This window comes from Blautia sp. MSK20_18 (assembly GCF_020553125.1).
GTDB classification, from domain to species: Bacteria; Bacillota; Clostridia; order Lachnospirales; family Lachnospiraceae; genus Blautia_A; species Blautia_A fusiformis.
This window is the reverse complement of record NZ_JAJCGR010000017.1, coordinates 47,132-66,441: the sequence shown is the minus strand read 5'-3', so window position 1 is coordinate 66,441 and position 19,310 is coordinate 47,132. Positions and strand designations below refer to the sequence as shown.

Below are 19,310 nucleotides of genomic sequence, written 5' to 3'. Positions count from 1 at the left end.
CACCGTGAGAAAGTTAAGATTGGTACAAACTGACAAAAAGTGGATGCGGCAGACAAGAAGAAGTCGTCCGTAGGTCAAATGTTCCGTCTTTAACTTCGAATGCAGATTTGCATCCCCGTCCGCGACCTGCATTCAGCTTTACGGCTTCGTTTGTCAGCGACAAAAAGTTGTACTGTGCCCAGCCTCTATGTGATGGGTACACGCGAGCACAACTCGCGGAGTCATATCGCATGTTTTCTCACCGTGAGAAAATATGGCGTGTAAAAATAGAAAGAAAAGAAAGGAGGAAAAAATATATGGATTTAGAAGAGTTCAGGCGCTCTTATATGCATATGGAAAGTGTAGGAAACAGCCCCGGAAATTTTTTTAGAAGGGCCGCAACACTAGCAAAAAATATTGGAGCAATAGGGCCTGCAATAAAAAAAGACCGACAAGCCTCAAAATACAGGTACGCGCTCAGGCAGGAGGCTAAAAAAGAGCTCAAGGAAAATGGGATGAGCTGGGATGTCGTTAAAAAAGGCTTTCTTGGAAGAAGAAAAGTACACGGGCAGACATCGGAAGCAATATCGCGAGTCGGAGACGCTGCTGTTGGAATGGCTATGTCAGTGAATGAACTGGGGCAGACTGCACAGTCTATCGTTGGAACAAATGGCATGAACATGTATGGCGGCCAGGACCTTGAAAAAGGAATTCACTTTGCTCTTCTGGCAAAAAGGTATACGAGTAAAGCATTTAGAATGCCTGGCGAGATTTTAAATAAAGCAGAAAGGCTGATTAATACAGCAGATGACATCACAAGAAAACAATTTGATTTTGGACAGGATAAGGACAAAGAAGGAGGTCAAAACCTTTCAAAACCTTTATCACATTCAATGCCGATGCCTGCGCATGATGAGATTGGAAGGTGATATTTTCTCACCGTGAGAAAAAAATAATGTCTAAAAATGTTTCACGTGAAACATTTTGTCAAAACAAGATGTATACGGGCGATTTTTTTGTCGCTCGTTTTTTTTGTTTCTAAAAAATCAGCATATTATTTGCATCTAAATAGAAAAGAAAGGAGAAAAAATATGTATAAAATAAATCCTCCAAAAATTCATTTGTCAACAGTGCTTGGATACGATGTTGAGGGAAAGAGGTATATAGTCAAGGACGAAAAGATATTTGACACAGAAAGGGAGCTGGTATGCTTTCTTGCAAGGTACAATCGTCCAGTATGTAATTTTGAGGGGGAGCCTATAGCAGGCAGATATAATAATAAATATATGGACAACCAGGCATTAAATGGTCTCATGAGAAAAGACCCTTACGATGAAATAATATATACCATGTACCACTATCCTATCTCACGTCTTCATTACAAAAGCATTAATGATGAATGGAAAATCAATAACTATCTTTTTTGGCTAGATACATCAGGGCAGCCAAACTATGACGTTAGAAATCTTCGCGATAAAGTCAATGCTGAATATATTAGGCAGTCTGAGATAAAAACAGACATGCAATATTATTATAAAATGCAGGCAGAAAGAAGACACAAAGAAAAACAGGGCCGGAGCCAGCACAAATGCTACCCATGGCGAGATGACGCAAGATATATTCAGCGTGCTCGCGCTGCGTACGCCATGGAGGCTGAAGAAGAATATAGAAGATTTGTGAAGGCAAAGGATAAATCTTTTAAAAGCATCTGGCCGGATGAAGAATTTAACGGATACCACTCTACTGGATGGAAAGATAACTCTGGGAACCGCTATAGGCATCGGTGGGAAGCAAAAGAAAGAAGAAATTATGAAAAGATAAAGAGAAACAAAGGCATAACGATGTTCAGCGGAAAGAAAAGAGAGTCCCCAAAAAGGAGAAAAACAAAAGAGGAACTGCTTGCAGAGTTGGATATGCTGAGAGAAGAATTCGGATGCTGAGAAAGTACTTTCTCAACACGAAGTGTGCAGCGCTTTTCCTCAACACGGAGTGTGCAGTACTTTTCTCACGGTGAGAAAAGCGCTGCGGTGAGAAATCATCGATGGACGGGGAAACCGACGACCAGGCTTGCCGTCGGAGGAGGATTGCTGTAAGCAATCAGTTGCTAAAGTGTACGGGGAGCCGGAAATCCCGCCAGCGTTCTACACTCCGACTTCGTCGTCGCTTGTCAGCCTCTACGAGGTACTGTACTCAGCCTTACGGCTTCGCTTGTCAGCCTCTACGAGGCTTGACACACGCGAGCATAGCTCGCGCTATCATTGCCGCAAGAACTTTTTCTCACGGTGAGAAAAACCTAACACACAAAAACTTCAGCCGTCTGCGTACTGCAGGCGGCTTTCTAATTCGAAAAAAAATAATAAAAAAAATACGTAAAAAACAATCCATTGTAATTTTTTTCAGCATATTAAATATACAGAAACTTGAAATGCCGGTCTGGCATTCCAAGTCAAGAACAAAATGACGTTGCGGCTCGGCCTTCGATATACGAAGAAAAACATCTCGCAGAAAAGAAAGTCAATCTTCCTGAAATCCCTAGTATTTCAGATGCTTCTGATATTTCTGGTGTTTCCGTGACGCAGCCGTTCCTGGCTGCTTTTTTGCGGCTCAAAACATACATCTAAAACAAAAAGGAGAAAAAAAATATGAATAAAACAATTATGAAAAAATATTATGAAATGCAGGGTAAAGTAATCCTTCCGGAGCAGAAAGATAATGATAACCTGAGCCTCGCAGCAACTGTTGCTGCAAATTTCATTTCCATTGGATTTCCTCTTACAACAGAACAGCTGCGCGCACTTGCAAAAGCAGATGCTGAGGATATCAAGGATTTTTATGAAGACAATTTTGCCATGCTGTCAGAAGTAATCGGAGCAGGTAAACAGCCGAAGCCGTTTTATCCGGATTTTCCTGAAGGATGTATGGAAAGAAGTCATGCGGAATACTTTATCGACCAGGTTATTTATGGTTTATCCGGACTGCAGCTGGAGCCAAAAGAATATATGAAAGAAAAGAAGTCCTATCCATTCATCGGGCAGCCTATGAGAATAGTTCTTATGACTGGAAGCCGAGAAGACCTTGACGCTACTTTTGAAATGGCAGTGAAATCAGTAATCGCATACTCAAAAGAACAGCGTGAGTTTATCATGGAGTATGTAAAAGAGAATCCGGGAAAAATTAATGCCCTGATTGATAATGATGCAACAAAGAACCGCGAGAATGCTGTTGCCTGTGCAATGATGGTGGAGGAACTTTCCGAAAATTCACTGCATACCGCTAAGTTTATGAAACAGCCGGCAGACCTGCTGAGGTATGCGGCGTTTAAATCACTGCAGAGAATTGGTGCAGCACGTGACCCATATGGAGCAATTGCGCTTAAAGATACAAAAGAGGATATGCCTGATTTTGCGCTTGGAAGAACAGGAAGGCGTTTTGTGATGGATAACCTGGCGGAAATGGACAGAGGAAGTGGAGAAAAACTTTCTAACTTCATGCATGGACATGACGAAGAATGGAGCCGACTGTTTAAGCGTCTTCATATCTCAGACCCAGCATGGAAGGCTGCAAAATACGATAATGTAAAGCAGGCAATTATCATCATCCAGAGCGGAATGAAGATTGACCGTCCGGCGAGAAGACTGGAAGAGGCCGTTAAAGCCGGGAATGTTGAACTCGCAGTAAAGGAATCTGCGAAAATGCCAGGTGAGTTCATGCGTCGCTTTGACAAGCTGTATCGTATGGGTATTGAGCAGGGTAAGGAGCAGGTTGTTCTTGACGCAATGAAAAGAGTTTCAGCAAAAGCCGGGATTGCAACTGTAACCGGAGCAATCGGTAATATTGAGATGAGAGACCATGACGAAGAAGAACGCTTCTTTAAGGGAAAGACCGGAAAAGTGGTAAGAAGCGTTAATAAAAACCGAAAAGGCTTTACAGCAGAACAGATTGAAGAGGCCGTTAATATCGCGATGAAAGGAATGTCGGAAAAATTTGTCGGCAAAAAGCCGATGGGTAAAGTGTTTATGAGTGATGCAATCGCTACCGTAAAAATCCCGACAGATATTCGTGATAATTCAGGAGCGGTGGGAGGTATGACCTCCGGCTCCAAGATGCCGATTGCAGAGAATTGGAATAAAATGCGATTCTTCACCAGTTGGACAAACCTTATGGAAGGCGATGATAACGAGGGTTACCATGATGGCAACCGAGTTGACATTGACCTGACAGTTGCGTTCTGCGATAAAAACATGAATGTTGTGGAATTCTGTGGCTGGAACGGTTCAAAACATGGAGATGGATTCGTTTACTCTGGTGATGTCCAGGATGGAGGACCCGCTGACGGTGAAGGACGTGCTGAGTTCATCGATGTGGATATTGATAAGCTGAAAGAACGCGGAATCGTTTATCTTGTGCCGCAGGTCAACAGCTATACAAACCAGAAATTTTCAGAACAGCCGCACACCTGTTTTGGTGTTATGAAAAGAACGGATAAGGACATGGGGAAAAAATATGAACCGGCAACAGTCGTAAACCGGTTTGTCCTTGATATAGAAGCAAAACAAGCGTCTATGTACATCATTGATATCTCTAATCGCGAGATTCTGTGGCTCAATGAAAAAGCACAGGAGAATGTAGCATCAAGGGGATTATATGGAATACTTAACCAGGTTGGACGCGTTTCCAGCTCGAAGACAATGTCTTTGAACAGGCTGGTTGAAGCAAACGTAATGTCAAACGGAGAGTTTACAAAGAACCCTCAGGATGCAGACATCATCTTCGTTAGAGCAGATGAAATGCAGGAAATCAAGGATAAATATAATATTCCAGATGCAGATGATAGAAAATTTATTCTGTCCAGCAATATGGAATATATTACCGGATATCTGATGCAGGAGAGGGAACGGAGCGCCTGAAGTAAGACCCGAGGATATTAACGAGGAATGGGAAACCCACGGTCGACCAAAAGTCGTCCGCGGGTCAAATGTTCCGTTAACTTCGCACGCGGGTCTAAATCCACGTTCGAAGTCAGGTAACGAACCCGGCAGATGCACAATGTATTTCTCACGGTGAGAAATGCATTGCAAGTATGCAATATGTGTCATATATGTATCATATATGACAAAGGAGATGATTCTTACGAAGAAAAAAAAAGCACAAAAAATAATTATCGACGGGCAGAAAAACCGTGACCAGGCTTGCCGTCAGGGAGGGGGTGCTGAAGGCAGCCCCTCCCTGAACAATCAGTTGTCTGTCGGTCTTAAGGTAAATGGACGCGTGCATCGTCTGGTACGCGCGAGCGTAGCTCGCGGTATCATAGTGTTTTTATTTTTGTTTTTAGTGATTTACCTGTTACAGGCAGACACTTACGTTTATGCAAAAAACAACAATAAATCAATGGAGAATGTGGAGTCCACGGTCGAGGATATCGCCCACGGGTCAAAGAAGAAGGGAGAAGTCCCAGAGAACCTTAGTTTGAGGTCCGGTAGCGAGACCGGCAGAGCCAGCGAAATATCAACTAGTGATAGAGAATCGGAAACAGATGAAGACTTAGTGTATAATTTTAAAAATTCGAAAAAAGATGGAACCATTACATTTATAAAAAAGTGGAAAGACAATAAATCAAATAATGACAGGCCGGTTCCGGATATTGAAATAAGTACGAAAAAACCTTCCAAAAACACAAAAGGATATACCGTAACATTTTACGGAAATGGATTAAAATTCGCTGATGGTACTGATACAAATGAAATGGTATTTAATAGTAGTAAGGAAATTGTGAGCGGTCAATATAAGATTCCAGGTTCAACTTATGTTTTTTGGTACGCAGAACCTAGCTGTAAAAATGAAGTCAAGATGTCAAAGGATGGAGTCCCCAACATAGAATTGACTGGTGACATAAATTTATATGCAAAAGCCATTACTTTTACATTAAAACCAGGGCCTGATTTCAATAAGTTAATTTCTGATGATGTGAAGGAAATAATATTTACTGACGAGGAGATGCCGAAAAATGTAGACAAGTCAAACATAATCGATGTGGATACTGATGGAGATAAGGGTGTTGTCGCATGGAAGGAAAAAACTACCATGAAAGTATCTTCACAAATTGAGGGCGTAAATATCAATTTTAACAGCGATTCTGGAATTATGTTTGCTGATAAAACGAGCCTTTCAGCTATAAGTTTTAATAATATCGACACGTCGTCTACTACAACAATGAGTTTTATGTTCAGTGGGTGCAAGAATCTGATTTCTCTAGATTTAAAAGCATTTGATACATCTAAAGTTAGCGGTATGTCCGGAATGTTTAATGAATGTAATAATTTGACTGTATTGAATATATCAAATTTTGATACTTCTAATGTGGTTTTGGCGAATTCAATGTTTAAAAATTGCAGTAGCCTGACCAAACTGGATGTATCTAATTTTGTTACTGCAAATATGACAAATATGAACGATATGTTTAATGGATGCAAAAAAATAGTTACATTAGATGTTTCTGGATTTAATACATCTAAAGTAATTGGTATGGGATATATGTTCTTTAACTGTACTGCGTTAACTACATTGGATGTTTCTAATTTTGATACAAGCAACGTTACAACATTTGTCGGTATGTACTCGGGTTGTTCGAACGTTTCCGAGTTAGATGTCTCACGTTTTAACACTTCAAAGGCAACAGACCTAGGTCAAATGTTCTATAATTGTAGAAAAGTAACAAAATTAGACGTTTCCAATTTTGATACATCTAAAGCAACAACATTAAATCATATGTTCTGTGGATGCTCTAGGCTTTCCAGTTTGGATGTTTCAAACTTCAATACATCAAATGCAAAATATATGCAATACATGTTCAATGGTTGTAGCGGATTGACGGAGATAAATGTATCATCTTTTGATACAAAGAAGGCTATAAACATGGAGCTGATGTTCTATGGATGCCAAAGAATAAAAACGTTAGATTTATCCTCATTTGAAACGCCCAACGTTACAAATCTATGCAACATGTTTAATATGTGCTACTCACTGACTAGATTGGATATATCCAATATAAATAGTTCTAAAGTAACAAACATGAACTGGATGTTTTCGAATCTGAATAACCTGAAGTCTTTATCGCTTGGCGAAAATTTCTCATTCATCGGAACAGCGTATGGTTTAAGTGGAACATGGAGAAATTCAAACGGGGAAGAATTTGATGCCATGGCAATGCCAAATAGTGTAGCTGATACTTATACAAGAATAGTTTAAAAAGAAAAAGCAGACAAGTATTTTTTTGTCTGCTTTTTTCTGTACCAAAATATGTTTTTTTTGGCATATTAACGGAGAACGGGAAATCCCCAGCCGACAAAAAATCGTTCGCGGGTCAAATGTTCTGGTTTTAATTTCGCACGTGGGTCTGAATCCCCGTTCGTGCGCTTCGCTCAGCCTTTCGGCTTCGCTTGCCGCACTTCGTGCTGGTAACGAGCGCGAAGCGCGAGTTATCAAAAGTGAAGAATGGGAGCTTTTTTTATTAGCCCATCATCGATGGACTGGGAAAACGCGGCCATGCTTGCCGTCAGGGGAGGCTTGCTACAAGCAGTCCGGCCCCGAACAGTCTGAACTGTTCGTCGGAAATGATAGTTATGAACGTGTACAGGGAGAGCAGACACACTGTCCACGTCAGATGCACACGCGAGCGTAGCTCGCGGTATCATACAGATATTTTTTACAAATTCGAAATAATCAAAAGGGAGTGAAAAAAGTGAAGAGAAATAGAGTTGTAGCAATGCTGATGGCTGGAATCATGGCTATATCGCAGCCTGTTTCTATATATGCCAGCGAAGATAATATAAATGAAATTCAAACACAGACGGAGGACGATTCTGGTGGCTCGATAAATGAAGAAAGCCAGGAAATAAGTGATGCATTGCAGGAACCTGAAATATCCAATGAATTTGAGGCTGAGCAAAAGCAAGAGGATTCAACGATACAGCAGGAGGCGCAAAATGAGGAGCCTGGTAATGAAAGCACTGAAGACCAAGGAGACTTCTCTGTTGAAGATTTTTCAGATGGAGACCAGAAAAGTAATGATATTGCTTATCCGAGCGATGAAAATACAACAAAGGAGTTAGATTGGTCTGGATGCTTGACTGGGTTTGATAATTCAAATATAAAAATTTTCATTTCATGCGAGGATGGAACAGATATGGAAAAAGACGATATATTATCTGTCACTGATATGAATGAAAAAGAATTGGAAAAAATAGCAAGTAAAATTAACGAACAATTTGTTGATTCTAGCGTTTCTACAATATCGGCTTTTGATATAAAACGTATGGATGCAAATAATACAGAGAAAGAGAACAACAAATCTTATCGAATAACAGTATTAGCGAATGATGCCAGCAAAATAAAAGAAGCGCATTTATATCATCAAATAGAAGATGGCAGCATGGAAGAACTAACGTTTACATTGGGTAGTACAGAAAAAGGAGAGCAAAAGATAGAGTTTGTTTCCTCCGGTGGACTAGGTGTATTTAGTTTTGTTAATGTAGAAAAAAATTCTTCGAGCGAAAGTCAAGACGGAGTTGAACCCACTGATTCTGATAAGGAAGTTAACAATGATATGGCAGCAGAAGAAGAGAATAAAGAAAATGATATAAGTGAAAGTAAAAATACGACCCCAGACTTAAATGTTGACGAAAGCCAAAGCAAAGAGAAAAGCGATGAGAAAAGCGATAATAAAAACGATGATGAAAGCAAAACAACAGCCAAAGCAGATATGGAAATAAAGGAGGACAAAGATGAGGCTGTAACACCGGTAAGTATTGATGAGTTTCATGTTTCGTTTGTAAGCGGTGCGAATAGCATAGATGGAAAAAATGTATGGAACCCATCAGACCCTGTTTCCGGCCATGCGTTCATTTATCGTGTAGATTATACGATGTCTGGAGTCTTTTCTACGGATATTGGCGCATTCAAGATTGAATTGCCTTTACATATATTGAAGGATAAAGACGGGAATTGGGCTGATACTTTTAATTGCCCTTACAGAATAAGAACCGACAATATGGGGGATGATGCCCCAGACTTTGTATATGAAGTAGATGAGGAAAGTAATAAAGTTACAATATATAATTATAAGCCATATCCAACGGGAGAAGCCGGATATGTTGAAGTGTCTTACGAAACAGCTAAAAATACAGTAAGTTATATAGACATGGGTAGTTCTACAAAGGTAAAGGCTAAAGTTTATGCAACGAATGCAGCGTCAACGGTAACGGCTGAGTCGGAAGCAGACGAAGTATATATAGATACTCATGCAACTATTGTTTATACACAGAAGAAAAAACCTAAATTATATAAAACCTGGGATGGCACTTGGGGGGAAGAACCATCTGATTCTAAAGAGTATTATTATCTGGTGTGGCCAATAAGGTCATATATAAACAAGAATACATCATCGTATGATTTTTATTTAAATGACACAATTGCAGATATGGGGAGTGAGGTTGTAGGATATAGGTTTTCAGGAGAATCTGGATTCAGCAAGAAGAATCATACAGATAATATCCTAAGTTACGGAGACCGATATGATTATGTTTTAACAAGATACAGCAAAAAGAAGGCTGATGAAGCAACCAAATCAAATAAAAGGTATGACATACATAATGATATCGAAGCGGTAGTAAGTCCATCTGACCATGTGGATGAAGATACTAACGCATTATCTTCTTATGATTGGTACTATGAAGCACCTGTATACATAGGAAAAAAAGGAGAGTTTTGGGCAGAAAAATATGGAATATATGGTGAATACAACAGAGTTGAAAGTTCAGAGGATATTTCAAATTACACACTTGGCGAATTTGAATCGGGTGAAAATGATACTTTATCATATCTGAAGTATCATGCCATTGGTGATGGCTCGCCGTATACATTCTCTCTGGCAGATGGAGCCACAGGCACAGTGGAAGATGCCTTAAACGGGTTGTATTGGAGGAAAAATGTTGATTATAATCTTATAGATGATGGTATCTATATAGAAGGAACCAAATTAAATGATGATGATTATGACATTGCACAGGCTGAACTAAACCCTGTAGTGAAAGAAGCAGATTTTGATGAAACAACGTATACATTCAAATCACGTAAAAAAACAACTGGATTTACGGAAGAAAATAATATTACTGTTATGATAAGAACTTCAACGGGAGGTTGGAAGGAAGCTGCGGTATACAACTTAAACAGCAAGAAATATGAAAATATTAATATTGCGTATGTAAAAAAAGCGAACAAAAGGATACTGCAATTCAATGCAGGAGTTAAAGCCTTACAATATAAATGTTCACAGTCATATTACTACACGGAACTAAATATTTACCCCGAAATATCTTTATTCAGGACGGAGCATATACAGGAGATATTAAAGAATAATCCGGAAAAAATTGCGGTTTCAAACGAAATTAATTTTGTAGTTTCACAAAACAAAAAAACGATTTTGGACAGAACAACAAGGGGAACAGACTATGTACAAAAAGTAACAAGAGAATCAGAGATAAAAAAAGATGTTATAAAAACTCAAAATATAAAAAAAGAGGCGAGGTTTGAAGTTACTTGGAACGCACATTTCAAAGAGAAATATATAGATGACAATGGAATTCGCTATATTTACCAAAATAATGGTAAATTTTATGATTTACTCCCATTGGGGTGTGATTTTGACACAGAATCCTTAGTGGTTTCAGAATCAGGGATTGCTATGACAAATGGTGAATACCAATACAGTCTAAAAGAAAATTACAAAAACACCGGAAGAACTCTCTTGACAGTTGATATATTTATTCCGACAAAGAATGAATATACAATACAATACAATACTTCTCACGACTATAACTCTATCAATGATTATGGAAGGAGCCTGCTAAATTCAATCGTATATGAATCAGGCAACGATAAGATAGGAGAAGGTCTTCCGGACAATGGAGGAAATATAACAGATAAGGATATCTTGAAGGACATTGACCCTGATACAAATGCAAAGAAATTCGCTTATGCAGAAGCCAGGTATGAAGTTAATTTTCCGGTTGCTGCTGTTACTGGCCTAAAAAAACAGATTAAAAACTCTGTATCTAGAAAGTATTCTTATGATGAAGTGATACATAAAAACGAAAAATATAGTTATAAAATAAGGCTCACAAATGATTCTATAACGAAAGCAAAAGATATTGTGTTTTTTGATTCGCTGGAAAATTTTTATCAAAACCAAGGACAAAATACTCCGACGATATCATCAGACTGGAAAGGTACACTGAGGGGAGTTGATGTGTCACAGATGGCTTACAAAGGCGCTGCACCTGTGATTTATCTTTCAAAAGTGAGTGGGTTAAATCCTCAGGACCATAACGATTTAAAAGAAAAGGATGGTAACGGAAATTCGATATGGTTAGAATACGAAAAATTTTCTAAGGAATACGGATTAGAAAAAGCAACTGCGATTGCTATTGATGCGACAAGAAATGAAGATGGCTCAGAATTTATGTTAGACGAAAAAGAATCAATATCGGCCATTATTTATATGCAGGCCCCATCGGAAGATAAAAGTAATAATCAGGACCCAATTGCTTATAACAATATTTTCGTGCAAAGAACTGCAATAAAGGAAATTGGAAATGAAATTACAGAAATTCCTCAGTTTTACCATCAGGATTACACGCAGGCTCACTACCGCATATCCAGCGACATAGGATTTAAAAAAGTAGACGCAACAGAAACAACAGTTGGAATCAAAGGAATAACGTATAAATTAACTGGTACGTCAGATTATGGAACAGTTTACAACGAAGAGAGAGTTTCTGACAAGAATGGTCAAATGATGTTTTCTAACATTGAAAAGGGCAAATACGAGATAAGTGAAATAAAATGTTCTGATGATTGGCAATTAAATAAAGAAGCCTATGTGATTACAGTGAACGGGAAGGGCGAAGTTGAAATCAATGGATTGAATGTGAATGATGAAGGTTTGTACATTCTTCAGGATGAGCCAAGATACCATGCTGATGTAGCTTTTCAAAAAATCAATAATGTAACGGGTGGGGCCGTTGAAGGAGTGGTTTTTAAATTATCGGGGACTTCTGAGTATGACAGTGAATATACGCTTTATGTAAAGTCAAATAAGATTGGACGAGTTTCATTTAAAAACATTGAGCTTGGTACATACGAATTAAAGGAAGTTGAAGCTCCAGAGGGTTATATAAAAAGCAAAAAGACATTTACGGTAAAGGTTGATGAAGCAGGAAAATCAACGATTTATGATGGAGACAAAGAATTGAGTGTGAATGGTAATGGATATTATCAGATTGAAAATGAACCGTATCATACTATCAGATTCTTAAAAAGTAGCACATATGGTGACAACATTTATCTTGAAGGAGCAGAGTTTAGCCTTACTGGAATCTCAGATTATGGCACTAGCGTAAATCAAACAGCAACATCTGGAAAAGCAGAAGATGGTGGACTGGTTGTATTTAGCAATCTTGAGCCAGGAACTTATACCTTAAGGGAAACAAAAGCGCCATCCGGACATTACCTTGATGAAAAACCATATAAAGTAGTGATAAAAAAGGATGGTACCTTTACGATTGACGGATTAGACAAAATTCATTTTGGAAAATCCAAAAAATGATGGAAGGTGAGAAAATGATAAAAAAGAAAAGTAATATGCAGCCAGGGAAAAATTCCCTGGCAAAATTTAAAAAACAACAATTTTTTTATTTACCGATGCTATTATTTGGAATCATTCTATTTATAATGTCTGTTAGCCGTGTTTATGCAGCAGATAATGCGGTATATTCCACAGTTGGAGGAACGTGGAAAAAGGTTAGTGATACAACTTGGACCATGGACAAAGACGGAGACGGAAACACAGATGTGACACTTGTAAAAGACGGAGATGAATGGAAGTATATCTTCAATGTTGCTGATGATTCGGCGATGTACTATGGATGGGAAACTAATATTCCAGACGGATATGAGGTTGAAAATGGTTATGGAACGAAGGAGAATCCGGCTATCAGTAGCCAGTATGCGCATACATCAAATATTGACAAAGATGGAGTACAGGATGGAGTCTATGAAGGTGGCGTAGATGAGACGAAAGTGTATACTGTTCCTGGTGCGTCGTATGTTCTGGCGTCAGGAAAATATGACCTGGCAGATGGCGATTTTTTAGTGTTATGGCATGGCAATCATCCGGAATATACGGCTGTAAAGGATTGTGAAAAAGGAACAAAACTGTCTGGCAAAGGGAGTATTACTGCTGCATCATATGATAATGGCACTATAACAGTTGGCTTTCATTCAGAAAAAGCCGGTAAAAAAGGCTACGGATACTATGCTACAATAAAAGGAAATACAAACATGGAAGGTTTGATGGCAACAAACATGTCTACAGAAGAAACACCATTACGCACAGGAAGTATAAAGCTGACGAAAAAAGTAGAAGATAAATATGGAAACAGTATTAATACGGATGAAGTATTTAAATTTAATATTGAATTTATGACCGAAGACGAGGAAGTGAAAAAAGCATTAAGCGGAACGAAGGTTTATGGTGATGTTACTTTAACAGATGGAAAGGGGTCGTTTTACATATCGAAAGACCAAACTATGAACATTTATGGTGTTCCCACAAAGAATGATAAAGATGGAAAATCATTGGTCAGGTTTAAGATATCGGAAGAGAGTGTTTCTGATAAATATAGCTGTGTATATTCCGGAGATATCGATTCGCAGGGAGAGGGTGATTTTTATGCAAATAATTGCTATCTGGTCTCTGCAACAAATATCAAAATTGCAGAGCCAACACAAAAAACACAAATTTTAGTTATAAAAAAACAGGTCAAAAAAAGCAACAGACAGGATTCGTTTAGGTTTTTTGTATCTTTCGAAAACTTAAATAGCGGAACAGAATATAAATATAAGAAGGGTGAAGAAGAAAAAAGCTTCAAAGCAGGTGAAGATGGAACTGCAGATATAGCATTTGACCTTTCCGATAAGGAAGAAATGGTCTTTGAAAGTCTGCCTGTAAATTGTGTTTATCAAATAACAGAAGACGCAAGTGACTATTATGCATCATATGAAATCTCAGATTCCGTGAATGTGGTGCAGCAGAAACAGGACAACGCTCAGGCTAATCAGTCTTTATCAACTGGAAAAGAAACGGTTGATGCGGATGAAAATGCTACAGTGACATTTACCAATACTGGAAAAGAAGAGTCAGAACCGGAAGCAGAAACAACAAAAATAGCTGTAAAAAAGATATGGGATGATAACGATAATTCTGCAGGAAGACGTCCAGATAGTATTACGGTATATCTGATGCAGGATGAAAATGTAATGAAGAATATTACTTTAAATGGAGATAATGGATGGCAGGCGGAGTTTGATAATCTTGATGTATACCAAGAAGACGGAAAGACAAAATATACGTATTCTGTTCAGGAAGAAAAAGTTGATGGCTATATTTCAAAAGTTGCAGAAAGTACTGCTGAAGAAAACGGCGAAAGCATAAAACTTTTCACTGTTACAAATACTGCAGTGTCAACCGGAGCGATTAAGGTCACAAAAACAGTTGAAGGTGATAAGGCTGAGGCAGGCAAGGCATTTAAATTTAACATCACCCTCCAGAAAGATGGCCAGCCGGTGACAGGTGTTTACAATCTTGACAGCAAAGCCGGAACAAAGACCGGAACAATCGTATTTGACGAAAATGGAAAGGCTTCGTTTGAATTAAAACATAACGAATCAATCGTAATCTCAGGTCTTCCAATCGGTGCTTCATATGAAATCGCAGAGAACCCATATAAGTACTATACCGCATCAGATGAAGGTAAATATTCCGGAGTAATCCCTGAGGGAACTGCAGAAGTCAATGTGGTAAATACGCATAAAGAAATGTACAGCATCTCTGTTACTAAAACAGTCAAAGGAAACCAGGGAGACAAAACGAAAGAATTTGATTTTGTCCTGAAACTTACGGCAGGAGATGGAATTGACCTTCCGGCAACGGTAGAATATAAAAAAGGAGAGGAAAGCGGAAAGATAGACTTAACAAATGGAGAAGCAGTATTTAAACTTGCACACGGAGAAGAAATCACATTTAAAGACCTTCCGGCGGGTATTGGCTATGAGGTAACAGAAAGTGGTGCCGAAAATGACGGATATACCGTCAGCAGCGAAAATGCTTCAGGTGTGGTTAAGGCAGATGTGAATGTTTCTTTTGTAAATACGAAAAATGTTGGAATCCCAACGTCATCCATGACCAATACGATTGTGATGCTACTTATTGTATGCATTGCAGTTTGCGGTGTGGTGTATGGTGCAAGGAAGAGGAGATAAGAAAAATATGAAGACGTGGCTATGTAATGGCTGCGTCTTTTTTTTGTGTTGCCAAGCGCCTAAGTACGCTCCATCGCTTCGCAAAAGAAAATAAAAAATTTTTCAAAAAAACGTCACACTCTTGGAATTATTTTGCATATTAATTGTAGAGCATACAAACAGAACGTAAGAGGCATTTAAATGTAGAGCAAAAAAAAGGAGCTAAAAGCAAACAAGAAAATGCTCAACGGAGAACGGGGAATCCCCGGCCGACCAAAAGTCGTCCGCGGGTCAAAGGCTCCGGTTTTAACTTCGCACGCGGGTCTGCATCCCCGTTCGAAGTCAGGTTACGAGTCCGGCTTTGCTGGCGAGTTATCAAAACCTAAAAGGAGAAAAGCACTCCGCAAAAAAAGACGGCAAAAAAAATAAAACCAAATCAGTCGTCAGTCGCCAGAGCGAAAGCTGTCCAGCTGGTGGCATGTAATTTCATATGGAAAGGCCAAAGGCCCCAAAAATATAATAAAGAAAAAGGAGAGAAAAACATATGAATAAGAATAGAAAGATTAGACACATTTTACCAAAGGTAGGTATGACAGCACTTATGGCTGCTACCGCATTCGCAGGCATGGGAACTCCGGTTTTCGCTGCAGCAGGTACAAACTATGGTACAACAATTGAAGGAACAAAGACAACTACATTCGATAAATTCCTGCTTATGGACAGTCAGGCAAACGTGCCGAATGCTACATTCTCTTATGCAGTAACAGCAGGTAATGCAAAAGCTTACGATGTTGCTGGAAAGAAATTCCAGGTTCTCGCTGGTGTTGATGCAGACAAAATCACAATGGCAGGTGTTGGTGAAGGCGCAGAAGCAAATAAAATCGTGTTCAAGCAGGGCGATGGCTCCGATACACACGACACAACAAAAGATAATTATGTAAAAGACCTTGCAGCTGGAAAGAAATATGCACTGAAAACTGCTACACTTGACTTTTCTAAAGTACAGTTTACAGAACCAGGTGTTTACCGCTATGTTATCACAGAGTCCGGTACAAACCAGGCTATCACAAACGACGCTGACCTTACAAGAGTCCTTGATGTGTATGTAAACGATGCTTCTTCAGATGCAGATGGTGCACTTGTAAAGAAACTGATAATCGAAGGATATGTTCTTCATTCTAATGTAGATGATGAACCAGACGTAGCAGCAGGCGAGAATTTCGGTTCCGCAGGTGCTTATGTAGCAACAAAATCCCAGGGCTTCACAAACAGCTATGATACATCTGACCTGACACTGAGAAAACAGGTTACTGGTAACCAGGCTTCCCGTGATAAGTACTTCGAGTTTACTCTGAACATTGACAAGGCTCAGCCAAATACAAAATACGATGTTGTTATTGATGATGCAGACGCTACATCTAAAACAAATGCTGCTACAATTGATGCAAATGCTGGACAGGCTAACGTTACATCTATCACAACAGACGGTGCTGGTAAAGCAACACAGAAATTCTATCTGCAGCATGGCCAGCAGATTACAGTACAGGGTCTTGCAAAAGATACAACATACGCTGTAACAGAGAATACAGAAGATTACAAATCCACAGCAAACACAGCAGCCGCTCCGGTTGTAGATGTTAAAGCAGATACAATCTCCGCAGAAGTTAACGGAACAATTGCTTCCAAAGACCTTACAACTGGTTACCTGAATACACGTGATGGTGTTATCCCAACTGGTGTTATTATGGCGGTTGCCCCGTTCGCAGTTGTAACTATTCTTGGTGGTGCCGGCGTTGTAACTATGGTAATGAAGAAAAACAAGAAAGAGGATGAGTAATCTTTTCTGATTAATTTTAACTTTACGGCTCCGGCGAGCCTTCGGCTCGCCTCCACAGCCGTACATAGCATTTAAGAAAGGCGGTGTCAAAAATTCCAAAAAAAGAACCCAAAAAAGACGAAGAAGTAACCCCGGAAAACGAAAAAAGCGAAGCTAAAAAAAAGGAGAAGCGGTTACATCCGTTAATAAAACTTCTTATAAAAATAGCAGTTCTTGGCGTGATTATCTTTTTAGTCCTTACATATGTTCTTGGATTTTATCGGATGACAGGAAATAATATGTTTCCTTTTGTAAAAGATGGGGATTTATGCATCGTCTATAAACTTGATGAGTATACAACTGGTGATGTCGTGGCGTATAAAAATAAAAACGGCAAAACCAAGATTGGAAGAATTGTTGCAGTCGGAGGTCAGGAGGTTAATTTCCCAAAAGATGGCGGATATACGGTTGATGGCTATCAGCCGGCAGAAGAAATCACTTATCAGACATTTGGTGCTGATGGAGTGAAGTATCCGACTGAAGTTGGAAAGAATGAGTTCTTTGTTATGAACGATTTCCGTTCTGATACGGATGACAGCCGCCAAATTGGCAGCATTAAGGAATCCAAGATATGCGGAAAACTCTTATTCCTTATAAGAAGGAGAGGCTTCTGATGGTAAGAAAGATAATCCGGTTTATTGACAATATGATTGATAAGACTGTTTTTCTTGTTTGCCTGGTCTTGTTCCTGCTCGGGTCTTATGGACTTTACGACAGTTATATGGTATATCAGCAGGCGACAGACGACAGTATCTTGAAGTATAAGCCGGGATATGAGACCGATGACGCAACAAATAAAAAAATAAAAGAAAATATGGTGGCCTGGCTGACCGTTGATAACACAAATATTGATTATCCGGTCATGCAGGGTAAAGATAACAATGAATATCTAAACAAAGACCCGTTCGGTGATTACTCTTTATCAGGAAGTATCTTCCTTGACAGTAGAAATAACCCGGATTTTGATGATTATTATTCGTTGGTGTATGGACACCATATGGAACAGGGTATGATGTTCGGAGCACTTGATGATTATCTTAAAGAAGGCTATCTTGATTCACACAGCAGCGGAACCCTCACGGTTGGTGAGAAAAAATATAAACTTCGTTTTTTCGCAGTGCTCGAATGTGAGGCAACGGAACCTGCAATATTTGCCCCAACAGAAAATGATAATGAAACTTTGGATTACATCAAGCAGCATGCGCTATTTCTGGACGATAGCAACTTGCCAAAAGAAAATGAAAAACTTCTTGGATTATCTACATGTAAATACCCTGATACAGTTGAAAGAACATTGATTTTTGGCGCTATGGTGCCAGAAAAAAGAAAATAAGAAGCCAAAAAGCAAGGCGTCCTGTGAAAGACCAGGGCGCCTTTTTTAAAGGAGGAGACAAAAGGATGAGAAAATATATCTTGCCGTTGATTTTTGCATCTATGTGGGTAATGACGACTCCGGTCTACGCAGCAGAGCCAGTTGATGCAATCGTACCAGTATCATGCACTGCAGAAGGTAGCGCGGAAAGTTTTGCCGTATCGATTCAAGGAGATAGCGGGTTTAAGGCTTCTCCGGAAAGATTAGAACTAAAAAATGGAGAGAGCAAAGACTTTACCATATCCATCAACCTCCCTGGAGATTATAAATATAAAATCTATCAGGAAAAAGGAACAGAAAAGAATACAGAATATGACAGTAATATATATTATGCAGAGGTTTTTGTCACGGAAGGTGAAGATGGGAAGTTAAACGCAGATACGGTTGTTTTTACAAACGGAAGCAGCGAGAAGTCAGCGGAATGTGAATTTATAAACAAAATCACAAAAGAGACAGAACAAAAAGAAAATGGGAATCCAAGCGGTGGTTCATCATCAAATGGAGGTTTAGCAACGCAGAAAGGTAGTAGCTCTGACGCACCAACGGTAAAAACTGGTGTTGAAACAAATGAACTCATGTATGTTGAAATTGGTCTGATTGGCATGGTTGTGGCAGCGATAGCCGTAAGAAAAAGAAATAAGAAAAGACGGTAAGGTGAGGGAAGGTGATAAAAATAAAGAAGCAAAAAGTAATAGCGATGCATCAAACAACAGTACTATTCGGTCCAAG

Annotated in this window: 10 protein-coding genes; all 10 read left to right on the top strand. The window is 39.2% G+C overall.

What is annotated here, in order from left to right; all coding sequences use genetic code 11:
* Positions 1-296 precede the first annotated feature (296 nt).
* The 10 genes from LI091_RS10735 to LI091_RS10690 all read left to right on the top strand — a co-directional run bounded on the left by LI091_RS10735 (position 297) and on the right by LI091_RS10690 (position 19,234).
* A complete protein-coding gene (locus tag LI091_RS10735; protein WP_173733852.1) occupies positions 297-908 on the top strand; it encodes a hypothetical protein in 612 nt (203 codons plus the stop codon).
* Positions 909-1,070: 162 nt separating this feature from the next.
* Entirely contained in the window at positions 1,071-1,919 is an 849-nt protein-coding gene (locus LI091_RS10730) for a hypothetical protein (protein WP_173733851.1), read from the top strand.
* Between the two features lie 702 nt (positions 1,920-2,621).
* Positions 2,622-4,886 carry a TerD family protein gene (locus LI091_RS10725; protein WP_173733850.1) on the top strand — a complete coding sequence of 755 codons (2,265 nt, stop codon included), beginning with the start codon at positions 2,622-2,624 and terminating at the stop codon, positions 4,884-4,886.
* Positions 4,887-5,088: 202 nt separating this feature from the next.
* Complete coding sequence (locus LI091_RS10720) at positions 5,089-7,224, top strand: BspA family leucine-rich repeat surface protein (RefSeq protein WP_173733849.1); 2,136 nt, start codon at positions 5,089-5,091, stop codon at positions 7,222-7,224.
* 493 nt (positions 7,225-7,717) lie between these two features.
* Positions 7,718-12,640, top strand: a complete 4,923-nt coding sequence (locus LI091_RS10715) for an MSCRAMM family protein (protein WP_173733848.1) — start codon at positions 7,718-7,720, stop codon at positions 12,638-12,640.
* Between the two features lie 14 nt (positions 12,641-12,654).
* Complete coding sequence (locus tag LI091_RS10710; protein ID WP_173733847.1) at positions 12,655-15,354, top strand: Cna B-type domain-containing protein; 2,700 nt, start codon at positions 12,655-12,657, stop codon at positions 15,352-15,354.
* 523 nt (positions 15,355-15,877) lie between these two features.
* Positions 15,878-17,170: a DUF7601 domain-containing protein gene (locus tag LI091_RS10705; RefSeq protein ID WP_173733846.1), complete on the top strand. Its 1,293-nt coding sequence runs from the start codon at positions 15,878-15,880 to the stop codon at positions 17,168-17,170.
* Between the two features lie 83 nt (positions 17,171-17,253).
* Positions 17,254-17,823 (top strand): signal peptidase I, encoded by a 570-nt coding sequence (gene lepB / locus LI091_RS10700; protein WP_173733845.1) that lies wholly within the window; start codon positions 17,254-17,256, stop codon positions 17,821-17,823.
* A complete protein-coding gene (gene srtB, locus LI091_RS10695; protein ID WP_173733844.1) occupies positions 17,823-18,542 on the top strand; it encodes a class B sortase in 720 nt (239 codons plus the stop codon). Before lepB ends, srtB begins: the two co-directional genes overlap by 1 nt.
* Before the next feature lie 65 nt (positions 18,543-18,607).
* On the top strand, positions 18,608-19,234 hold the full coding sequence (locus LI091_RS10690) for a Spy0128 family protein (RefSeq protein ID WP_173733843.1): 627 nt from the start codon (positions 18,608-18,610) through the stop codon (positions 19,232-19,234).
* Positions 19,235-19,310 lie beyond the last annotated feature (76 nt).

What these genes read in the sequence shown, in the direction of transcription:
- LI091_RS10735 (WP_173733852.1), top strand. Translation starts at nt 297, where the DNA reads ATGGATTTAGAAGAGTTCAGGCGCTCTTATATGCATATGGAAAGTGTA.
- LI091_RS10730 (WP_173733851.1), top strand. Translation starts at nt 1,071, where the DNA reads ATGTATAAAATAAATCCTCCAAAAATTCATTTGTCAACAGTGCTTGGA.
- LI091_RS10725 (WP_173733850.1), top strand. Translation starts at nt 2,622, where the DNA reads ATGAATAAAACAATTATGAAAAAATATTATGAAATGCAGGGTAAAGTA.
- LI091_RS10720 (WP_173733849.1), top strand. Translation starts at nt 5,089, where the DNA reads ATGACAAAGGAGATGATTCTTACGAAGAAAAAAAAAGCACAAAAAATA.
- LI091_RS10710 (WP_173733847.1), top strand. Translation starts at nt 12,655, where the DNA reads ATGATAAAAAAGAAAAGTAATATGCAGCCAGGGAAAAATTCCCTGGCA.
- LI091_RS10705 (WP_173733846.1), top strand. Translation starts at nt 15,878, where the DNA reads ATGAATAAGAATAGAAAGATTAGACACATTTTACCAAAGGTAGGTATG.
- srtB (WP_173733844.1), top strand. Translation starts at nt 17,823, where the DNA reads ATGGTAAGAAAGATAATCCGGTTTATTGACAATATGATTGATAAGACT.
- LI091_RS10690 (WP_173733843.1), top strand. Translation starts at nt 18,608, where the DNA reads ATGAGAAAATATATCTTGCCGTTGATTTTTGCATCTATGTGGGTAATG.